This is a genomic window from Paracoccus sp. L-17 (genome assembly GCF_056857655.1).
In genome coordinates, this window is the sequence record NZ_JBSXNM010000043.1 from 98,501 (window position 1) to 120,172 (window position 21,672).

Annotated in this window: 16 protein-coding genes; 4 read left to right on the forward strand and 12 right to left on the reverse strand. The window is 65.4% G+C overall.

Going from position 1 to position 21,672, the window contains the following annotated elements; translation table 11 throughout:
* Positions 1-32 precede the first annotated feature (32 nt).
* Together AC13CR_RS13890 and AC13CR_RS13895 are read right to left on the reverse strand one after the other, a co-directional pair.
* Positions 33-1,370 carry an NAD(P)/FAD-dependent oxidoreductase gene (locus AC13CR_RS13890; RefSeq protein ID WP_293767864.1) on the reverse strand — a complete coding sequence of 446 codons (1,338 nt, stop codon included), beginning with the start codon at positions 1,368-1,370 and terminating at the stop codon, positions 33-35.
* Between the two features lie 2 nt (positions 1,371-1,372).
* The gene (locus AC13CR_RS13895; protein WP_292978449.1) at positions 1,373-3,205 is read right to left on the reverse strand and encodes an ABC transporter ATP-binding protein; all 1,833 of its coding nucleotides are present in this window, start codon (positions 3,203-3,205) and stop codon (positions 1,373-1,375) included.
* Between the two features lie 280 nt (positions 3,206-3,485).
* Here AC13CR_RS13895 and AC13CR_RS13900 point away from each other — a divergent pair, with 280 nt between their 5' ends.
* From AC13CR_RS13900 to AC13CR_RS13910, 3 genes are all read left to right on the forward strand, one after another.
* The gene (locus AC13CR_RS13900) at positions 3,486-5,189 is read left to right on the forward strand and encodes a peptide ABC transporter substrate-binding protein (protein WP_446232248.1); all 1,704 of its coding nucleotides are present in this window, start codon (positions 3,486-3,488) and stop codon (positions 5,187-5,189) included.
* A gap of 145 nt (positions 5,190-5,334) precedes the next feature.
* Entirely contained in the window at positions 5,335-6,342 is a 1,008-nt protein-coding gene (locus AC13CR_RS13905) for an ABC transporter permease (RefSeq protein ID WP_292953360.1), read from the forward strand.
* Positions 6,335-7,330 carry an ABC transporter permease gene (locus AC13CR_RS13910; protein ID WP_292953363.1) on the forward strand — a complete coding sequence of 332 codons (996 nt, stop codon included), beginning with the start codon at positions 6,335-6,337 and terminating at the stop codon, positions 7,328-7,330. The genes AC13CR_RS13905 and AC13CR_RS13910 overlap by 8 nt, the downstream gene beginning before the upstream one ends.
* A gap of 96 nt (positions 7,331-7,426) precedes the next feature.
* Here AC13CR_RS13910 and AC13CR_RS13915 read toward each other — a convergent pair whose 3' ends face one another.
* The 4 genes from AC13CR_RS13915 to AC13CR_RS13930 form a co-directional block, all read right to left on the reverse strand.
* A complete protein-coding gene (locus tag AC13CR_RS13915; protein WP_482900890.1) occupies positions 7,427-9,748 on the reverse strand; it encodes an aldehyde dehydrogenase family protein in 2,322 nt (773 codons plus the stop codon).
* A gap of 8 nt (positions 9,749-9,756) precedes the next feature.
* The gene (gene deoC / locus AC13CR_RS13920; RefSeq protein ID WP_292953369.1) at positions 9,757-10,704 is read right to left on the reverse strand and encodes a deoxyribose-phosphate aldolase; all 948 of its coding nucleotides are present in this window, start codon (positions 10,702-10,704) and stop codon (positions 9,757-9,759) included.
* Positions 10,705-10,894: 190 nt separating this feature from the next.
* A complete protein-coding gene (locus tag AC13CR_RS13925; protein WP_292953372.1) occupies positions 10,895-11,566 on the reverse strand; it encodes a DUF1523 family protein in 672 nt (223 codons plus the stop codon).
* Positions 11,567-11,580: 14 nt separating this feature from the next.
* Positions 11,581-11,862: a hypothetical protein gene (locus AC13CR_RS13930; protein WP_292953375.1), complete on the reverse strand. Its 282-nt coding sequence runs from the start codon at positions 11,860-11,862 to the stop codon at positions 11,581-11,583.
* A gap of 229 nt (positions 11,863-12,091) precedes the next feature.
* On the opposite strand from AC13CR_RS13930, the gene AC13CR_RS13935 reads away from it, so the two are divergent.
* Positions 12,092-13,366 carry an acetylornithine deacetylase/succinyl-diaminopimelate desuccinylase family protein gene (locus AC13CR_RS13935; protein ID WP_292953378.1) on the forward strand — a complete coding sequence of 425 codons (1,275 nt, stop codon included), beginning with the start codon at positions 12,092-12,094 and terminating at the stop codon, positions 13,364-13,366.
* 130 nt (positions 13,367-13,496) lie between these two features.
* Here AC13CR_RS13935 and AC13CR_RS13940 read toward each other — a convergent pair whose 3' ends face one another.
* The 6 genes from AC13CR_RS13940 to metZ form a co-directional block, all read right to left on the reverse strand.
* On the reverse strand, positions 13,497-14,156 hold the full coding sequence (locus AC13CR_RS13940) for a Fe2+-dependent dioxygenase (protein ID WP_292953381.1): 660 nt from the start codon (positions 14,154-14,156) through the stop codon (positions 13,497-13,499).
* A 4-nt stretch (positions 14,157-14,160) separates the two neighbouring features.
* Positions 14,161-15,189 (reverse strand): hypothetical protein, encoded by a 1,029-nt coding sequence (locus AC13CR_RS13945; RefSeq protein ID WP_292978439.1) that lies wholly within the window; start codon positions 15,187-15,189, stop codon positions 14,161-14,163.
* A gap of 263 nt (positions 15,190-15,452) precedes the next feature.
* Positions 15,453-16,574, reverse strand: a complete 1,122-nt coding sequence (locus tag AC13CR_RS13950) for a SpoIIAA family protein (protein WP_292953390.1) — start codon at positions 16,572-16,574, stop codon at positions 15,453-15,455.
* A 34-nt stretch (positions 16,575-16,608) separates the two neighbouring features.
* Positions 16,609-18,987, reverse strand: a complete 2,379-nt coding sequence (locus AC13CR_RS13955; RefSeq protein WP_292953393.1) for an ATP-dependent helicase — start codon at positions 18,985-18,987, stop codon at positions 16,609-16,611.
* Between the two features lie 131 nt (positions 18,988-19,118).
* Positions 19,119-20,081: a GTP cyclohydrolase FolE2 gene (folE2, locus tag AC13CR_RS13960; RefSeq protein ID WP_292953396.1), complete on the reverse strand. Its 963-nt coding sequence runs from the start codon at positions 20,079-20,081 to the stop codon at positions 19,119-19,121.
* Positions 20,082-20,185: 104 nt separating this feature from the next.
* Positions 20,186-21,364 (reverse strand): O-succinylhomoserine sulfhydrylase, encoded by a 1,179-nt coding sequence (metZ, locus tag AC13CR_RS13965; RefSeq protein ID WP_292953399.1) that lies wholly within the window; start codon positions 21,362-21,364, stop codon positions 20,186-20,188.
* Positions 21,365-21,672 lie beyond the last annotated feature (308 nt).

Genomic DNA, 21,672 nt, shown 5'->3' on the forward strand with positions numbered 1-21,672 from the left:
AGATATCCGGAAAGAGCGCGAGCGGCTGTGACCTAGAGATCGGGCCCCAGCGTGACGGGCGATCCGTCCGAGAAGCGCGAAAAGCGGAACCGTGTCAGATCGTGGCGCGGCGCCCGGCCCTGAATCATGGCGGCCATGACGCGGCCCACCCCCGGACCGATGCCGAAGCCGTGGCCGGACAGGCCGGTGGCGACGAAGAATCCGGGCATCGGAGTTTCGTCCAGCACCGGAACATGGTCGGGCATCGTGTCGATCATTCCCGCCCAGGCGGCACGGATCCGCGGGCGGCCGATTCGCGGAAAGGCGCTGGCAAACGCCTTGACGAGATGGTCGATGCGGGCCGGATTCGGATCCGGGCTGAGGATCCGCACCGCCTCGAAGGGCGAGGCTGCGTCGGCGGACCATCGGCGCGGCGTGCGCCAGGCATCCGGATAGGCCCTGGGCGCGGCCGGTTGCAGGCTTGTCTGCGACAGGTCGCGGCGGATCTGGGGCAGATAGGCCCGCAGATGTCTGAACGCCGCCGGGCCTATCCAGAAATCATGCGCGGTGCCGGGCGCCAGCGTATAGCCGCCATCGGCGCGGCGGCGGAAGGCGACATCCGGATCGGCCGCGGCGCCGGGCCAGAATTCGGGCATGGCCTCGGTGGCGGCGACGGTGGCGCGGACCGACAATTGCGGCAGGATCATCCCGGCATTGCCCGCGAAAAGACCCGACCATGCGCCACCTGCCAGAAGAACGCGGTCGGTCCGGATCGCCCCAGCCTCGGTCAGCACGGCCGAGATGTGTCCGGCCGTCGTCTCCAGCGCGCGGGCGGCGCAATGTTCGCGGATGGTGACGCCTGCCGCCGCGGCCAGCCGGGCGATGGCGGGAACGGCGAAGGCCGGTTCGGCGCGCATATCCGATGGCGTGGTCAGCGCACCCAGCCAGCCTGCCGAATTGGGCAGCACGCGGTCCAGTTCTGCGCGGCCCATGATGCGGCTATCCAGGCCGTGGTGGCGGGCCACGTCCAGCCATGCCTCGTAGCGGGTCATGCTGGCCTCGTCCCGTGCCAGATAGCTGACGCCGCAAGCCGCAAGGCCCAGCCCCTCGCCCAGTTCCCGTGACAGGCCGCGCCATAGCTGGCGGGCCTCCAGCATGATCGGAATTTCGGCCTCGTCGCGGCCCTGCGCGCGGACCCAACCCCAGTTGCGCGAGGATTGTTCGCCCGCAATCACGCCCTTTTCGCACAGCACGACCGACAGCCCGTCGCGAGCAAGATACAGTGCCGTGGTGACCCCAACGATGCCGCCGCCGATGACCACGACATCCGCGGAGGCTGGCAGGTCGGCGCGAAATTCGGGGACCGCGCCGGGGCCGATCGGCGGTTCGATCCTCACGAATGGGTCACGGGATCGACCAGCACCCGGTGACCAGGCGCGACTTCGCGATAGACCGAAGGGCTGGCCAGGTAATCGACCGGATGGATCGGCGAAGGGATCGGGCGGAATTCCAGATCCTCGCTGATCTTCTTCTGGCGCGGATCGGCGACGGGGACGGCCAGCATCAGTTGTCTGGTATAGCTGTGCTGCGGGTTCTCGAAGACCTGCGCGCGGGTGCCCAGTTCCACGATCCGTCCCAGATACATGACGCCGACATGATGGCTGACCCGTTCGACCACCGCCATGTCGTGGCTGATGAACAGCATCGAGATGCCCATATCCTGCTGCAATTCCATCAGCAGGTTCAGCACCTGCGCCTGCACCGAGACATCCAGCGCCGAGACCGCCTCGTCCGCGATGATCAGTTTCGGGTTCAGCGCCAGGGCGCGGGCGATGGCGATGCGCTGGCGCTGGCCCCCCGACATTTCATGCGGATAGCGGCGCATGAAGCTGCGCGGCAGTTCCACCCGGTCGAACAAAGCGGCGATCCGGTCCTGACGTTCGGACCGATTGCCGATTCCGTAATTCAGCATCGGCTCGGCGACCTGATCATAGAGTTTCATATGCGGATCGAGGCTGGCGAAAGGATCCTGAAAGATCATCTGCATGTCGCGGCGCGCGCGTCGCAGACCGCGCTGTGACAACGCCAGAACATCGGTCCCGCCAAGGTTCACATGGCCCGATTGCGGTTCGACCAGCCGCAGGATCGACCGCCCGCAGGTCGATTTGCCGCAGCCCGATTCGCCCACCAGCGACAGCGTTTCACCGCCGTTGATGGTGAAGCTGACATCCTCGACCGCGTGGACATTGGCGACGGTCCGGCGCATGATGCCGCCCTTGACCGCAAAGCGCGTGACCAGGTTCTCGACCGTCAGCAGCGGTTTCGGATCGGCCACGATGATCGGCTCGGGCTTGCCCACGGTTCCGTCGCGCATCAGGCGCAGGCGTTCGGGGGCGGGCTTGCCGGACATCTCGCCCAGACGCGGCACCGCGGCCAGCAGCATCCGGGTATAATCTTCGCGCGGTGCCTCGAAGATCTGTTCGACCGGTCCTTCCTCGACCTTGTCGCCGCGATACATGACCACGACGCGATCGGCCATCTGCGCGACCACGGCCATGTCATGGGTGATGAAAAGAACGGCGATCTGCTTTTCACGCTTCAGCCGGTCGATCAGCGCCAGGATTTCCGCCTGGATGGTCACGTCAAGCGCGGTCGTCGGCTCGTCGCAGATCAGCAGGCGCGGCTCGCAGGCCATGGCGATGGCGATGACGACCCGCTGGCGCATTCCGCCCGACAATTCGTGCGGATACTGATCCATGCGCCGCTCGGGTTCGGGGATGCGAACCTGTTTCAGGATCTCCAGCGCGCGGGCACGGGCGGCCTTTTTGTCCAGACCGCGATGTTCGATCAGCCCCTCGGCCAACTGATCGCCGACGGTAAAGACCGGGTTCAGCGCCGTCATCGGTTCCTGGAAGATCATGCCGATCTGATTGCCGCGGATGTCGCGCATCACCGGCGTCGATTGCCGGACCAGGTCAACGACCTTGCCGTCGCCGGTATCGAACATCAGCTTGCCGTTGGTGATGGTGCCGCCGCCGAATTCCACCAGCCGCATCAGCGACAGCGAGGATACCGACTTGCCCGAACCCGATTCGCCGACCACGCAGACGCATTCGCCGGGTTTGATGTCGAAGCTGACATCCTTGACGCCGACCACCACGCCGTCGTTGGTTTCGAATTCGACGCGGAGCTTCTCGATGGAAACCAGGGGGGATTCGTCCAGCATCGCGGTTCCTGTCCTACGTTCTGCCCAAAGGCTAGTCAGAGCGCCTCAAATGTCAAAGCGGAATGCGGCGCCGATCGGTTCGACGCGATAGCACTTGCTTTCGGCGGCGGGATCGGCAGAAGATGTGCCCATTCCGCAGGCAACACGGGACAGGATGCCGGCCCGGAAATCCGGGAGAGAAACAAGAAAAGACGATACCCGTCAACGGATTGAGCCGAGATCAGAACAGGCGGCACAGATCGCCCCGGCCCCGCGGACCAACCCCCAACAGGAGAGTGGAATGAAACTGAAGACCTTGCTGATGGGCGCGGCGGCGACCCTCGCGCTTGCCCCCGCCGCCATGGCCGAACGCGGCTCGGACGGGCAGTTGAACATCATCATGTGGCAGGCGCCCTCGACCATGAACCCGTATCTGTCGGGCGGCACCAAGGACGTCATCGCCGCCAGCATGGTGATCGAGCCGCTGGCCAGCTTTACCGCCGACGGCAAGCTGACCACGCGCCTCGCGGCCGAGCTTCCGTCGCTGGAAAACGGCGGCATCTCGGAAGATCTGAAGACGGTGACCTGGAAGCTGAAGGACGGCATCACCTGGTCCGACGGCACGCCGCTGACGGCCGATGACGTGGTCTTCACCGCGAATTACTGCATGGACCCGGAAGGCGGCTGTGCGCAGCTGGCGAAATACGAGGGAATCGAAAGCGTCGAAGCGGTCGATCCGCTGACCGTGAAGGTGACCTTCGCCGAACCGCATCCCGACCCGTTCTCGGCCTTCGTCGGCGGCCAGTCGCCGATCCTGCAAAAGGCGCAGTTCGAAAATTGCACCGGTGCGGCGGCATCGACCTGCACGGAACAGAACTTCAACCCGATCGGCACCGGCCCCTTCAAGGTGATCGAGTTCAAGACCAACGACGTGATCACCTTCGAGGCCAACCCCGAATATCGCGAACCCGACAAGCCCGCCTTCGCCACGCTGACCATCAAGGGCGGCGGCGATGCATCCGCCGCCGCGCGCGCGGTTCTGGAAACCGGCGAATACGACTATGCCTGGAACACGCAGCTGGCGCCGGACGTGCTGGCGGGGATGGAAGCCGGCGGCAAGGGCAAGGTGCAGGTCGCCTTCGGCAGCCTGGTCGAACGCATCCTGGTCAACCTGACCGACGCCTCCTCATCCCTGCCCGAAGGCGAACGTTCGACCGCCAAGAACCCCAACCCGATCACCACGGACCCGGCCGTGCGCAAGGCGCTGTCCATGGCCATCGACCGCAGCCTGCTGACCGAGATCGGCTATGGTCAGGCCGGCAAGCCCACCTGCAACCTGGTCCCCGCGCCCGAGGCATGGGCCTCGGACAACACCGCCTGCCTGACGCAGGACATCGAAGGGGCCAAGAAGGTTCTGGAAGATGCCGGTTGGGTCGATAACGGCAGCGGCGTCCGCGAGAAGGACGGCGTCAGGCTGTCGCTGCTGTACCAGACCTCGGTCAATGCCGTGCGTCAGGACTTTCAGGCGCTGATCAAGCAATGGTGGTCGGAAATCGGCATCGAGACCGAGTTGAAGACCGTCGATGCCTCGGTCTTCTTCGGCGGGGATGCGGGCTCGCCCGACACGTTCCAGAAATTCTATGCCGATGTCGAGATGTATGCCAACAACTTCGAAGGCAACAACCCCGAGCCCTATCTGGCGCAATGGACCTGCGACAAGGCGCCCCGGCCGGAAACCCAATGGCAGGGCGAAAATCACGCCCGCTTCTGCGACCCGGAATATGACAAGCTGGTCGCCGAACTGGGCAAGACGGTCGATCTGACCGAACGCGGCAATCTGGGCAAGAAGATGAATGACATGCTGACCAAGGACAGCAACGTCATCATCCCGCTGGTCTATCGCGGCACCGCTTCGGCCGTCAGCAACACGCTGGAAGGCGTCAAGCTGAATGCCTGGGACACTGAGATCTGGAATGTGGCGGACTGGTCGCGCAAGCAGCAGTGATCTGAACCGATGATCCGGGCCGCCCGCCTCGCCGCAGGCGGCCCGGTTTCCGCCTGCCCCCATCCGCCAGAAGGCGGCGCAAGGGCGGGTCGACAACAGGGACGGCACCCATGCGCATCACGACAGGAACCCGAAGGGCCGCGTCATGCTGAATTTCACCATCCGGCGCCTGCTGCTGGCGATTCCCACGCTTCTGTTCATCTCGCTGGTGATCTTCCTGCTGCTGGAGGCCTCGCCCGGCGATCCGCTGGCCGACGTGCCGCTGACAGTGCCGCCCGAGGTGAAGGAAAAGATGCGCGAGGCGCTTGGGCTGGGACAGGCCTGGTATATCCGCTATGTCCTGTGGCTGAAGCAGTTCTTCTGGGTCGAGCCGGTCTACTGGTTCGACCAGGCCTTCGGCACCGATTTCAGCGCCGGCGCACAACGCATCATCAGCTTCCAGTCGCGCAGCCCCGTCTTCGACATCATCGCGCAGCGCCTGCCGCAGACGCTGGTGGTGGTCGGCATGTCCTATGTCGTCGGCGTGATGATCGCGATCCCGATCGGCATCGTCTCGGCCTACAAGCAGTATAGCTGGTTCGACCAGTTGGGCACCTTCGTGTCGATGGTCGGCTTCTCGATGCCGACCTTCTTCACCGGGGTCGTGCTGATCATCGTCTTCGGGGTCAAGCTGCAATGGTTTCCCTCGGTCTATGACACCACGCTGGTGGTGCGCGACTGGAACAGCTTTCTGGCCCAGGTCCGGCAGATGGTCATGCCGGTGACGGTTCTCGCGCTGTACAACGCGGCGCAGATCAGCCGTTTCATGCGCGCCTCGATGCTGGACAATCTGGGGCAGGATTACGTCCGCACCGCCCGCGCCAAGGGCCTGGGCGAACGCAAGGTGGTGCTGAAACACGTGCTGAGGAACAGCCTGATCCCGGTCGTCACCGTGATCGCGCTTGGACTGCCTGCGGTGTTCGGCGGCGCCATCATCACCGAGCAGGTGTTCAAGGTGAACGGGCTTGGACAATTGCTGATCACGGCCATCAACGGCAACGACATTCCGATGGTGCTGACGCTGACCTTCATCTTCGCGATCCTGATCGTGATGTTCACCCTGATCGCCGACATCCTCTACGGCGTCCTCGACCCCCGGATCCGCTATGACTGAGACCGAACGCCAACGTCACCTCGACACGGCCGAGCTGGTCGACGAAAGCGCCGGAAACGCGGCCGTCACCGCCGACCTGCCGCCAGACGACCCGGTCCGTGCGGGCGGCGAGACGCGCAGCCAGTGGCGCGATGTCTGGCGGCAGTTCCGCAGCCACAGGGGCGCGATGGTGGCGCTGGTGCTGTTCGTCCTCGTGCTGCTGTTCGTCTCGATCGGGCCCTGGCTGTGGACGATCGATCCGACCTATGTCGATATCCGCGCCCGCAATTCCGGCTTCGTGGCCGCCCATCCGCTGGGCACCGACCAGTTGGGCCGCGACATGCTGGCCCGGCTGATGGCGGGAGGCCGCGTTTCGATCGCGGTGGGGATGACGGCCATGCTGATCGCGATCTTCCTCGGCAGCATGATCGGGGTCATGTCGGGTTATTTCAGACGCCTCGATGCGCCGCTGATGCGGATCACCGAACTGTTCCTGGCGCTGCCGCTGCTGCCGCTGCTGCTGCTGATGGTGACGCTGTTCCGTGAACCCCTGTCGCAGAATTTCGGGCCGGCGACGGGCATCTTCATCCTGATCGTCTCGGCCATCGGCGCGACAAGCTGGATGCAATCGGCGCGCATCGTGCGCGGCGACGTGCTGGGCCTGAAAGAGCGTGAATTCATCCTTGCCGCGAAATCCATCGGCACGCCGCCGCGACGGATGATCCTGCGCCACATCCTGCCCAACGTGCTGTCGCCGATCATGGTCGCGGCGACCCTGGGCATCGCCACCGCGATCATCACCGAAAGCGCGCTGAGCTTTCTGGGTCTCGGCTTTCCCCCGGATTTTCCGACCTGGGGGCGGCTGCTCTACGACGCCGTGGATCAGATGGTCCTCTATCCCAGCCGGGTGATCCTGCCCGGCATCTTCATCTCGCTGACGGTTCTGTGCGTGAATTATATCGGCGACGGGCTGCGAGACGCGATGGACCCGCGGATCCGCGGCCGCTGACACAGGCGCGCCGGACCGGGCGGCGGGCCGGCCTTCCCCTCGCGCTCTTTCCAAATACCTTGCAGGGGGTCCGGGGGACGCAAAGTCCCCCGGCGATCAATAGGCCGTGCCGGCACCTGCCGGCAAGGCGCCATAAGGCAGCCAGACCGTCTTGGTCCGGGTGGCGCGGCGCAGAAACTCCTCACCCTGCGCCTCGGCTCCGGTCCAGTCGCGGTTCACGGGCGACCAGACCGGCTTCAGGTTTCCGCCCGCCGCAAGTTCGACCGCCTCCAGCCCGGCGCCCGGATACCACATCGCGGCCACGGCATCATGGGCGGCCAGAACCTGCGCCAGGTCCGGTTTCGATCCGGTCACGATGTTCACCACCCCGGCCTGCAGGTCCGAGGTGTCGAAGACCTGATACAGATCGGCCAGCGCCAGCGGATCGTCCTGCGCGGGGATCGCCACGACACAATTGCCCATCGCGATGGCGGGCATGACCAGCGACATGAACCCGGCCAGGGGCTGCATGTTCGGGCAGGCGATGCCGATGACACCGAAAGGCTCGGGGATCACATTGACCAGATGGCCGGGCCTGGCCTGCACGTTGGTGCCGTCGAATTTGTCGGCCCATGCCGCATAGTGGAAGGCGCGGGCGATGGCGGCATCGGTTTCGGCCCGGCTGGTCCGGCGCGTGAAATCCTCGGCGCGGGCAGCAAGGTTCTCGGCAATATAGTACAGAACCTGCGCGCGCCCGTGACCGCCCATCGCGGCCCATTTGCCGGCCTTGGCCGCCGCCTCGACCGCGTTTCGGATATCCTTTCGGTTGCCCAAAGGTGCAAGTCCGCCCGCCACCCCATACATGACACCGCCATCGGGCCGTTTCTGCGCGCCGCCGATATAATGCTTGGCGGTGCGGTCCAGCCCGCCGCCCTGCTCCGCGCCGTCCATCACGACCGGCGCCTTCGGCGCGGCTTCGCCCGCCGATTTTATCTTCGGTTCGGCCAGGTAATCCAGCATCCCCGCGCGCCCGCCCTCGCGGCCGAATCCGCTTTCGCGATAGCCGCCGAAGGGCGCCGCGGCGTCGAAGGCATTGGCGCAGTTGATCCACAGCACCCCGGCCTTGACCTGCGCGGCGATGTCCGTGGCCACGCTGGCGCTTTCCGACCAGACCGAGCCTGCCAGCCCGTAGCGCGTGTTATTGGCCAGCGAGATCGCCTCGTCGGCGGTGCGAAATGTCGAAAGTGTCGCGATGGGGCCGAAGATTTCCTGCTCCATGCCCGGGTTGCCTGGGGCGATGTTGCGCAGATAGCCCGGTGCGATGAAACAGCCCTCGCCCGGCTGTCCGCCGATCAGTTCAGCCCCGGCATCGGTCGCAGCCTTGCAGATCGACAGAATGCGGTCCTTCTGCACCGGATCGACGATGGCTCCGATATCGGTGGACTTGTCCAGCGGCAGACCCGGCCGCAGCCTTTCCATCCGTGCGCGCAGCAGCGCCTCGAACCGGTCCGAAACCGCCTCGGCCACCAGGATGCGGGAACCGGCGCAGCAGACCTCGCCCTGGTTGAACCAGATTGAATCGACGACGCCCTCCACGGCCGCGTCGAGATCGGCGTCTTCCATCACGATGAAGGGCGATTTGCCGCCCAGTTCCAGCGTCAGTGCCCTGCCGCTGCCCGCCATCGCGCCGGCAATCGCGCGGCCGACCTCGGTCGAGCCGGTGAAAGCGATCTTGTCCACCTGCGCCGCCACCAGCGCCGCGCCGGTTTCGCCGTCGCCGGTCACGATGTTGACGACACCTGCGGGAAGGCCGATCTGCTGGCAGATTTCGGCAAAGGCCAAGGCCGTCAGCGGGGTGTATTCGGCGGGTTTCAGAACCACCGTGTTCCCTGCCGCCAGGGCGGGCGCGATCTTCCAGGCCAGCATCAGCAGCGGAAAGTTCCACGGGATGATCTGGCCGCAGACGCCCAGCGGCGCGTGGCCCGGAAAGGCCGTATCGCGCAGTTCGGCCCAACCCGCGTGGTGATAGAAATGTCGCGCGACCAGGGGAATGTCGATGTCGCGGCTTTCGCGGATCGGCTTGCCGTTATCCAGCGTCTCCAGGACCGACAGAATGCGTTCGCGTTTCTGCACATGCCGCGCGATGGCATAAAGGTAACGGGCGCGTTCGGTCCCACTCAGCGCGGCCCATTTCGGCTGTGCCCGGCGCGCGGCCCTGACCGCCTGCGCCACATCCTCGGCGCTGCCCTGCGTCACCTTGGCCAGCGCCTCGCCGGTCGAGGGATCGCGGGTAGCGAAGGTCTGGCCGGGTTTCGTGACCTTGCCGCCGATGAAATGGCCAAAGGGAGCGCGCGCCTTCAGCCAGTCGCGGGCGGCACTGCTGTCTTCGACCGAGGGGCCGTATTCCATGCTGTCCATGATTTCGCTCACGCGGCTCATTCTGTCCCTCAGGCGATGGCTTGGCGATGACCGGCGGCATAGCGGCCGGTGACGTGGTGGCTGATCTGGCGTTCGATATCGCCAAGAAGGCTGCTGGCGCCGATGCGGAACAGGTCCGGGCTCAACCAGTCGCGGCCCAGTTCCTCGGCCATCAGCACCTGCCAGTCGATCGCGTCCCTGGCGGTGCGCAATCCGCCCGCCGGCTTGAATCCGACCCGGTGCCCGGTCAGAGTCCGGTAGTCCCGGATCGCGCGACACATGACCAGCGACACGGGCAGGGTCGCGTTGACACCTTCCTTGCCGGTCGAGGTCTTGATCCAGTCGGCCCCGGCCTGCATCGCGACATGGCTGGCACGGGCGACATTTTCCAGCGATTTCAGATCTCCGGTGGCGAGGATGGTTTTCATCCGGACGGGTCCGCAGGCATCGCGCATGGCCCGGATCTCGTCATAAAGGGCGGTCCATTCGGCGCGCAGGACATGGGCGCGGGTGATCACGATGTCGATCTCGTCGGCGCCCTGATCGACGGCATGACGGATCTCGGCCAGACGCAGATCCAGCGGCATCAGGCCGGCGGGAAAGCCGGTCGCGACGCTGGCCACGGGAATGCCGGAATTGCCAAGCGCGCGCTTGGCGGCGGCGACCATGGTGGGATAGACGCAGACGGCGCCCGTGGTCAGGTGAGGCACGCCCATCGCCTGCAGCAATTCGGCGGCGACGGGCTGGCGGGCCTTGGCGCATAACCGCGCCACCCGATCCTCGGTGTCGTCGCCGGCCAGCGTGGTCAGGTCGATGCAGCGGACCGCATTCAGAAGCCAGGCTGCCTGATGGTCCTTCTTCAGGCTGCGGCGCACGGGCAGCGTCGCCGCCCGGCGCAGCGCGGCGGGCGTATTGATGCGGATATCGGCGAAGCCTTCGATGCGAAGATCGGTGCCGGGATTGCGATGATCGGACATGTCCCCCCTCGGACCGGATGGCAGGGTGCAAGGTAGCCCCAGCCGGTCAGGGCGGCAAGGTGCGAGGCGCACGCGCGGCACTTCCATCGGTCAGGCATTGTCGCGGAACGGCGCCCGATCGGGGCGCGGAAGGCGGCGGCCCGACGGCGTTCCCGGCGCTTGGTTCCTGGGCCCGCGCCGATCCGGGCGACTATTTCCGCGGCCTGGCCCGCCGAGTGTTCCACCAGCCGCTGAGGCGCCCGCGCGCGCCGGCGGCGTCCGAAGTGACGCGATCGGTGGTACGATCCCACCTTGCATCCGCGGATCTGATCGCCGGGTCGAGGGTCCGTTCGCGGAACTGCGCCCACATGCGCCAGATCAGCACAAGGAAGATCAGCAGGACGGCAGAGATGATCATCGCGCCCCAGTTGCGCGGGCGGTCATTGGGATTGGCCAGCGTGTCGATCGCGATCGCGTTGGGATAGGCGGTCAACCATGGGATGCGCCAGCCATAGGCAGTCACGCTGACCCATTGCGGATCGGCTTTTCCGGATCGCAGATTGGTCGCCTCGGCATGAAGATTGGCGCTGTCATACTTGAAATAGGGCGGCCAGATCCAGCCGGTATCCTCGTTGCGATAGACGAAGACCTTGCCATTCGGGCGCACCGTTTCGATGAAGCGGACATCGCGCTGCCCCGAGGCGTTCTGAACCGTTCCGGTATCCTGGGCGGCGTAGAAGATCGCGTTCGACGAGGTGACCGGGGTCAGCCGGTTATAGGTATTGGTGATCCGGACAGTGTTCTTTGACGGAAGCGCATAATCCAGGAACAGGAACACCACGATCCCCAGCAGAACCCCCAGAACGACCTTGACGTAATGCATTTTCCGGCGGCCCCTTATTGCCAGTTGATCCAGTAGACGATTCCCATGATCGTCAATGTCGGGATGATGAAGACCAGCCACAAGAGCCGCGACCGCAGGCTCTTGTCAAACCCGACCATGGATTTGCGGACGAATTTGCCCCGGGCGGCCCGATCGCCCGCCATGTCGGGGTGACGCTCGGCCCAGATGTTCTCCAGCCTCTCGCGGCGCAGCGACCGGATGTAAAGTCGCAGAAGCAGATAGAACATCGCCTCGAGCAGCAGCACAAGGACAATCAGGCGGAAGAAGGCGATCAACGATATCTCTCCGGGCCGAACCCCGCGGCGCGGCCTGACGGACGGCCCGGTTCCGGATCAGGCTACCACGACGCGCGCGCCCGGGGCCAGCGGAAGGCGCCGCATCGGGCCGTGCGGTTCCGGGCGCGGGCCCTGCATCTGCCGGACCTGTCGGCGGGCCGTTCTCCGCCCGGCCCGTCGTCGCGACGGGGCGTTGTCTTCGCAGGCGGCGCGGCCTAGCCTGTGGGCCATGAATTCGCTGAAATCCGCCATCGAGGCGCGGCGTGACGATCTGATCGCGTTGACGCAGAATCTGATCCGCATCCCGACGCTGAACCCGCCGGGCCGACACTATCGCGACATCTGCGATTATCTGCGGGCCCGGATGGCGCCGCAGGGCTGGGACTGCGAATTGATCCGTGCCAAAGGCAGCCCCGGCGACAGCGACACCTATCCGCGCTGGAACATGATCGCCCGCAAGGCGGGCGCAACGCCGGGCGAATGCGTCCATTTCAACGGCCATCACGACGTGGTCGAGGTCGGCCATGGCTGGTCCCGCGATCCTTTCGGGGGCGAACTGGACGGCGACAGGATCTATGGCCGCGGATCCTGCGACATGAAAGGCGGGCTGGCGGCCAGCATCATCGCCGCCGAAGCCTTCGTGGCGACCCATCCCGATTTCGCGGGCAGCATCGAGATCAGCGCGACAGCGGACGAGGAATCGGGCGGCTATGGCGGCGTCGCCTACCTGGCCGAACGGGGTGCCTTTGCTCATGTCGATCACGTCATCATCCCCGAGCCGCTGCACAAGGACCGCATCTGCCTGGGCCATCGCGGCGTCTGGTGGGCCGAGATCGAGACGCATGGCCGGATCGCCCATGGCTCGATGCCGTTTCTGGGCGATTGCGCGGTGCGCCACATGGGTGCCGTTCTGGCCGAGATGGAGGCCGCGCTGTGGCCGCTGCTGGCCGGCAAGCATACCGCGATGCCGGTGATCCCCGAAGGCGCGCGGTCATCGACGCTGAACCTCAACGCGATCCATGGTGGCGCGCCCGAACCGGAGGACGGCTATACCGGCCTGCCCGCGCCCTGCGTGCCCGACCGCTGCCGCATCACCATCGACCGGCGCTTTCTGATCGAAGAGGATCTGGCCGAGGTCAAGGCCGAGATCACGGCCCTGCTGGATCGGGTCAAGGCGCGGCGGCCCGGCTTTCGATACGAGATTCGCGACCTTTTCGAGGTGGTGCCGTCAATGACCGACAAGGACGCACCGATCGTGACCTCGACCGCAGCCGCGATCGGGCGCGTGCTGGGCCGCGAAGCCGACTATGTCGTCAGCCCCGGCACCTATGACCAGAAGCATATCGACCGGATCGGAAAGTTGAAGAACTGCATCGCCTATGGTCCGGGGGTGCTGGATCTGGCCCACCAGCCCGACGAATGGATCGGCGTGCAGGACATGATCGACAGCGCCAGGATCATGGCGCTGGTGCTCGAGGATCTGTTGACGTCAGTCGAACGCTGATCGCGCCCGCCTTCCAGACCGCAGAAGGACGGCCGGGCGCGAACCGACATTGCCTTTGCCGAATGATTGCCGTCGCGCCCCGGCCCGCTCTGGCGCGAGGATTTCGCCATCGAAGACCGGTATCGGACAGCTAGTCGTCATACCACATGCGCGACAGGTTCGCCTTGGCCTTGAACACCCGGTCGAAAGCCGGCGACTTGCCCTGTTCGTCGAAGATCGCCTTGGCGGCGGCGTCGAGGTCGAACAGGATCTCACGGCGTGCCGGGTCGCGGACCCAGCTGGTGACCCAGCCGACGATGGCCATCCGTTCGCCGCGGGTCACGGGTTCTACCCGGTGCAGCGCCGATGTCGGATAGAGCACGAGATCACCGGCAGCAAGCCGGACGCCTCTTTCTTCCACCGCGTCCTCCATCACCAGTTCGCCGCCATCGTATTCCCCCGGATCGCTGAGCGCGAGGGTGAAGGACAGATCCGTCCGGCTGCCCATCATCACCGGATCGTCCACATGGGTGCCATAGGTCATCCCGCCGCGATAGCGCGACAGGAGAAGGCGTGCGAACTTCTTCGGCCGCGCCGCCGAGCGGAACACCTCGTTGCCGTTCAGCGTGTCGCGCACCTTGGTGAAGATCGTCTCCAGTCCCGGCGATGCCACCGCCTGAAGGTTGCTCTTGACGTTGCGCGCATAGCGACCGGCGGTGCGCTTTCCATCCTCGTATTCGAGCTTCTCGGCGGCCTCTCGCAAGGCCGCCGTTTCGTGGGTGTCAAGGGCGTTTCCGATGACGATCATCATGGATTCACTCTGCCCCGAGGGAGGCCAGTTCCATTCTTGCCGCTGCCGCGTAGAGAATGGACGGATCCTTTTCGTAATCTCCCTGTCCCTGCAGATCACCGAACGCGGAACCTGCCGCCTCGACCTGTTCCACGATCGCCGCCGCCGCATCCGACGCCTTGGCGTCGTCGCTTGCCGCAAGTTCGCCTGCCTCGGCCTCGATCACCCGCATGAAGCCCCAGGCATCATGGTATTCCTTTACATTCGCCAGTGTTCCGCCTTCGACCGCTATTGCGTATTCGTCGGCCGCGACACGGGTCAGCGCCGCAAAGGATTTCAACTGATCAGCCGCGTCGAAATTCGTCCGGACCTCTTCATGCGTCTGGCGCACCTTGCCGAACATTTCCGCAATCTTCTCATAGGAATCTTCCGCCTCGGCCGCTGCGGCAAGCGCCGAGATCTGTTCCCGCAGATCGCCATATCCCAGTTGGTCAAGCCGCTTGGCGACGGCTTCGTACTTCTCTTCGATCGGATGGCCCATATGCGTCTTTGCCGCCGACAGATCGCCCGCCTCGTACAGCGCAAGCCCCGCGCGCAGATGGCCTTCCATGAAGCCGAGATCGGTCAGAAAGGCGACATCGGGATCGATTGCGGCGCCGCCGCCTTCACCCTCGCCCTCGCCGCCTCCTTCGCCTTCGGAAGCGGCGGCTTCACCCTCGCCCTCGGAAGCGGCAGCTTCACCCTCGCCTTCGGAAGCAGCGGCTTCACCCTCGCCTTCGGCGGCAACCGATCCCCCCTCGCCTTCGCCCTCGGCGCCCTTGCCCTCGCCTTCGGCGGCTGACGCTTCACCCTCGCCCTCGGCATTGACCGGCGCTTCGGCCGCGCCCCCCTCTCCTTCGCCCTCGGCTTGCGCGATGACATAGCTCGAGCGGCCCTCGATCCGCTCTGCCTGGGCCATCAGCGGCGTGCCGATGACCATGGCCGCGGCGCCGCCCAGGGCGACGATCCGCTTGGGGGTGATGCTCCGAAAGGTCCGTTTGTTCACGTCAGGCATATCCGACTCCTTTACTCAACTTTCGACGCGTTATCAGGGAAGTTTCTGAACCTGTCAATGCGCGATGTCGGCGAAGCGGAAAGGCAGCGCCGCCAGCGCCTTGCACGCACCGGCACGCCCTGCCGGGGATCAGGCGCCTTTCCCCTTGCGGGCAAGCTGACGCGACCGGAAAGGGATCGTGCAATCCAAGGCCGGGACAGATCGCAGAGGCAAGGGAAGGCGGCCGCCGAAGCGACGCACCGGCACAGGCGGCGGCTGAAAGGCTAGGCTTTCGGCCTTCGCGGGGCGGCGGGCTTGCGCGCCGGTCTTGCGGCGGAGCCGCGTTTTTTCGTGGCCGCCTTGCCATTGGTGGCGCCAGAGCTTGCCCCGGCCTTCCCGGATGCGGAGTCGCTGGCCAGGGGTTTCGCCGATCCCGGCTTCGCGACGGCTTTTTTCGCGGCGGTTCGGGATGCGGCCGCTTTCCGCCCGGTCGCGGGCCTTGCCGAAGCCGTCTTGCCGGTCGATCCCGCGGCCTCTTTCGCCGCAGCGGACTTCGCCGCGTCCGGCCTTGTCGCCCGCTGGCTGCGGGTCGAGGATTTCCCGGGCGCGGCACTGTCCTGCGCAGTCTTTCCGGAGCCGGATTTCTCGGGTTTCGCCGACCCCGCCCCTTCGGTGATCCACGAAGTCGCCGCCTGCATCGCGTCGCCGGGAAAGACCGCAACCTCGCCCGGCATCAGCGGCGCGAACATTTTCACCGATCGGGTGATCCAGCCGATATCGCTGACCACCGCGACCTTTTCAAAACTGCGCCAATGGGTCAGGCCCAGCCGCGCGTCGTCCCACATCGCGCCGGTCGTATAGGTTTCGAAATCCGGGCCAAGCTGCATCAGCAGCCGCAGCTTTCCATGTTTCCGTTCCATCTTGCGCACCAGCGGGATCAGCCGATCCTCGTAATCGCGCGAGGTGACCTCGCCCACCGCGCGGATGGCGATCACCTCTTCGGGGAATCCCTCCAGCAGAACGTAACCCTCGGGCTCCTTCTCGGACGAGCCGGCCCAGGCGATCGCCTGTTCCTCTTGGCTGACATCGAAATGGCGCACCCGCGCCCGCACGAAAATGTCGGCGATATTGGGCAGCATCGACAGGCCCATGGTGTCGGTGACAAGCGCCACCCGAGGCAGGACGGCGGCATGTTTGCGCACCACGTCGAAATGCGCCCGCAGAGCCGACAGGCCCTGCCATTGCGGCAGGCCGTTCAGCCGCACGACAAGCCCCGGCATCCGGTCGTTTTCGTTGGCGTAATCGTCGATGGCGCGTCCCAGAGCCTCGAAATCCGAGGCCGGGATCGCTCCTTCGGGTCTGGCGGTGACGACATTGCGGCCGGTATCCACGTCGATGTTCAGCATCTTGCGTCCTTCCCTTCGGGGCCGCCCGGCCTTGCTAGAACGGCACGTCCTGTTCGCCCTCGGCGGGCTGCACATAGGCGGCCTTGATATTCCTGAAGCCCGCCGCGAATTGCACCGTCAGCGTATCCTCGGCGATTCCCATGATCCGGCCCTCGCCGAATTTCGCGTGTTGCACCGTATCGCCAACGCTGAACCGCGCCGCCGGTTCGGCGTCGATGGTGACGGGCATCCGATGCACGGGCGGCTTGCGGTCGGCCGCCCGCGCCTGCATCCGCTTCCATCCCGGAGAATTGTAGACGTCGGCGCGGGCCGCGCGGTCATGCATCTCGGTGCCGGCATTGGCCCCGGCAAAGGCCATCGCGGCGCCGTAGCCGCCGCCATAAAGTCCCGGCGGAGTCAGAACCTCGACGTGATCCTCGGGCAGTTCATCGACGAAACGCGAGGGCATCGAGGATTGCCATTGCCCGTAAAGCCGCCGGTTGCCCGCGAAGCTGATCGTGGCCAGCCGCTCGGCGCGGGTGATGCCGACATAGGCCAGCCGCCGTTCCTCCTCCAGCCCCTTGGTGCCCTGCTCGTCCATGGCGCGCTGGTTCGGGAACAGCCCGTCCTCCCATCCCGGCAGAAAGACCAGCGGAAATTCCAGACCTTTCGCGGCGTGCAGGGTCATGATGCTGACTTCTTCGCCAGCCTCGCCGTCGTCGCGATCCATGACCAGTGCGACATGCTCCAGGAATCCCTGAAGATTGTCGAATTCCTCCAGCGCCTTGACCAGTTCCTTCAGGTTGTCCAGCCGCTGCGGCGCATCGGGCGTCTTCTCGTTCTGCCACATCGCGGTATAGCCGGATTCGTCCAGAAGCCGCTCGGCCAGTTCGACATGGCTTGCGGCGCTGTCGATGGCGTCGGCGTGCCAGCGGCCGATGCCGCCCACGAAATCGCGCAGATTGGCCAGCCCCTTGCCGCCCAGCTGCTTTTCCTCGACCACGATCCGCGCGCCTTCCAGCAGGCTGACACCGCTGCGGCGCGCGACCGCCTGGATGGTCTGCACCGCCTTGTCGCCAAGCCCGCGCTTGGGCGTATTGACGATCCGCTCGAAGGCCAGATCGTCCTCGGGGCTGACCACCAGGCGGAAATAGGCCATGGCGTCGCGAATCTCCTGCCGCTCGTAGAAGCGGGGGCCGCCGATCACCCGGTATGGCAGGCCGATCGTCATGAAACGGTCCTCGAAGGCGCGCATCTGGTGAGACGCGCGCACGAGGATCGCGATGTCGTTCAAACCGACGCGGCCGAACGCGGCGCGATGTCCGCCTTGAAAAGCCTCGATCTCCTCGCCGATCCAGCGCGCTTCGGCCTCGCTGTCCCAATGCCCGATCAGGCGCACCTTCTCGCCGTCCTCGGCATCGGTCCACAGGGTCTTGCCCAGCCGCCCGGCATTGGCCGTGATCAGCCCCGAGGCGGCCGCCAGAATCTGCGGCGTGGACCGGTAATTCTGTTCCAGCCGGATCACCCGGGCGCCGGGGAAATCGGCCTCGAAGCGCAGGATATTGCCCACCTCGGCCCCGCGCCAGCCATAGATCGACTGATCGTCATCGCCCACGCAGCAGATGTTGCGATGCCCCTGCGCCAGCAGCCGCAGCCACAGATATTGCGCGACGTTGGTGTCCTGATACTCGTCCACAAGGATATGGCGGAACCGGTCCTGCCACCCTTTCAGCACGTCGGGATGGGCCTGGAACAGCGTCACGCAATGCATCAGCAGATCACCGAAATCGACAGCGTTCAGCGTCAGCAGCCGGTCCTGATAGGCCTGGTACAGCCGCCCGCCCCAGCCGTCGAAGGCCGCCGCCTCGCCGCGCGGCAATTGCGCGGGGGTCAGGCAGCGGTTCTTCCAGCCATCGACCAGCCCGGCCAGCTGCCGCGCCGGCCAGCGTTTCTCGTCCAGATTTTCGGCCTGGATCAACTGCTTCATCAGTCGGATCTGGTCTTCCGTGTCCAGGATCGTGAAGCTGGGCTTCAGATGCAACTCGCCATTGCCGACCAGTTCGGCATGGCGGCGCAGGATCTTGACGCTGATGCTGTGAAAGGTGCCCAGCCAAGGCATTCCCTCGACCACCTCGCCCAGCAGGCGGCCGATCCGCTCCTTCATCTCGCGCGCCGCCTTGTTGGTGAAGGTCACTGCCAGGATCTGTCCCGGCCGGGCCTTGCCCGACATCAGCAGATGCGCGATTCGCGTGGTCAGGGCCCGCGTCTTGCCGGTTCCCGCCCCCGCCAGCATCAGGACGGGTCCGTCCAACGCCTCGACGGCGGTACGCTGCGCCGGGTTCAGACCGTCCAGATAGGGCGCGGGCCGCGCGGCCATCGCCCGCTGTGACAGCGGGACCCCATCGAAATCGTCGGAATCGTCCAGAAGTTGCATCAGGTCAACATAGGGCCGGCGCTGGCACAAGGAAAGCCTTGTTCACCTTGCGTTCCTGAATTTGTCTTGGTGACAATATCCCGCAGGGGGTCCGGGGGACGCGAAGTCCCCGGCCGTCGCGGGACGCAAGCCTAAGCCCGCATTCCCGCGAAGGTCATCGGATCCAGAGAGGATTGGGCGAAGGTCGACCCCTCGACCAGCAGGCTGACCGCATCGTGGGAATGCAGCGATTCCTGATGGCTGGCGACGACCCGGAAATCGCCGATCTGCGGATTGTCCAGCAATCCCTTGGCAAAGGCCCGCACCGCGTCCTCGACGAATATCGGGTTCGCGGCGTTCAGTTCGGCGAAAGCCTGTTCGTCCTCGCGCTTGACCATGACCTGCGTCTCGGTCGGCACGGCGCGGCGACACATGTCGACCATATCCTCGAACCAGACCTTTTCCGGCCCCGTCATCACCGCTGATATCCGCGCGATCGAGCGTTGCGAATGCGGCGTCGCCAGCCTTCCACGCGCCTCGCGCGCATGTTCCGACAATTCCAGCGAACAGGGGCAGGTCGAGGAATAGACATAATCGAAATGCATGATCCGCAGACGCTGACCCCGATGTTCGGCCACTTCCAGGGCGATGTCGTAATACTGCCAGCCGGACAGGCCCGAACGCAGCGAATCGACCCGGATCGGGTAGGAGCAGCGCATCAGGATCCGTGCGTCGAAGGCGTCCAGATCGGTCTTGTAGTCGTCCAGCGCCGCCTCCAGCACCCTGAGGCTGAACAGGTGGCCGGAATGGGCGTAGAAGGACCGCATGATCCGGGACATGTTGATGCCCTTGCGGTCGGCCTCCAGCGAAACGGTGCCGGTCACGCTGGTTTCCAGCACGATCTCGCCGCCGTCGCGGGTCTGATAGGTGATCGGCAGCCGGAAATTCGAGATGCCGACATGCTGGATCGGCGCCCGCGCGCCCACGATCAGGCTGGCCGGGCCGTTCTGAAGATCGGGCATTCCCTGCCTGTAATCGGCATCGGCGCGGAATTCGGCGTCATAGTCACGGCTCAGCGCCGGATAGGCCGGGATCATCGGACGGGCTTCGGTCATGCAGGACATTCCCCTTGAGCAGCCCCGGAAATATGGGGCCGGGCGGTGCCATTCTAAAGGTCCGGATGCGACAAATCAGCCCCGGAACCGGCAACGGCGCGGAATCACCCCTCCAGGGCCTGGACCAGATCCGCGATCAGATCCTGCGGATCCTCCAGCCCGACCGACAGGCGCAGCAAACCGGACGTGATGCCCAGATGCGCACGGGCCTCGTCCGAAAGGCGCTGATGGGTGGTCGTCGCCGGATGGGTGACGATGGATTTCGCATCGCCCAGATTGTTCGAGATCTTCACGATCCGCAGGCGGTTCAGCGCCGCGAAGGCGGCGTCCTTGCCGCCGGCCAGCTCGATCGCGATCATCGTCCCGCCGGATCCCATCTGCGCCATGGCCAGATCATGCTGCGGATGATCGGCAAGGCCCGGATAGATGACCCGTGACAGGGCCGGGTGGCCTTGCAGAGCGCCGGCGATGGTCCCGGCCGCCTCGGCCTGCGCGCGCACGCGCAGGTCCATCGTGGTCAGGCCGTTCAGCATCAGCCAGCTGTGGAACGGGCTGATCGCGCCGCCGGTATGCTTCAGATAGGGCTCGGCCGTTCCCCTGATGAAATCGCGCGTGCCGCAGATCACCCCGGCCAGGGCACGTCCGCCGCCGTCGATATGTTTGGTCGCGGAATAGACCACGATATCGGCGCCCAGTTCGACCGCGCGCGAAAAGACCGGGGTGGCGAAAACATTGTCCACCACGACCTGCGCGCCCGCCGCGTGAGCCAGGTCGGCCACAGCGGCGAGGTCGATCACCTCAAGCCCCGGATTCGAGACCGATTCGAAGAAGACGGCCCTGGTGCCCGGCCGGATCGCGGTTTTCCATTGCTCCAGGTCGGTGCCGTCCACGTAGCTGACCTCGATCCCGAACCTGCGCAGCAGGTCCAGCACGTAAAGGCAGGATCCGAACAGCGCGCGGGCGGCGACCACGTGATCGCCCGGCACGCACAACGAAAACATCGCGCCGTTGACCGCCGCCATGCCGCTGGCCGTGGCAAAGGCATCCTCGGTCCCTTCCAGCGCGGCGATCCGGTCCTCGAACATGCGGCTGGTCGGATTGCCGTAGCGGGCATAGATGAATTCGTCAGGGCCGGATTCGACAAAGCGACCCGCGGCCTGTTCGGCGCTGTCATAGACGAAACCCTGCGTCAGAAAGATCGCCTCGGCCATTTCGCCATACTGGCTGCGGCGGGTGCCGTGATGAACGGCCCTGGTGCGGGGGCGAAACGCGTCCTGGCTCATGATCGTGCTGCCTTTCGATGTCCTCGAGGGGTTAAACCCGCGCGCGGACGATCGCAAGACAAAGGCCCACCAGAGAGCCCGTGCACCCGACAGTTGACCATAAGGACAAGTTGTTCTCCCACCGGATTTGCTGCATTTGCTCAATCACCGTCCGGCGGGTTTGCGGATGGTAGCGTGGGACCGGTTGGTGTTGTCCGTCCCCTTCGGCCCTGTCGGCCGGATCGGGGGAGGATCGTTTGACGAGTATGGTTCGCGCGTCCCTGCAAGATGTGTTTGTGACCCGTGTGCTGTTACCAGCAGGGGAAGGG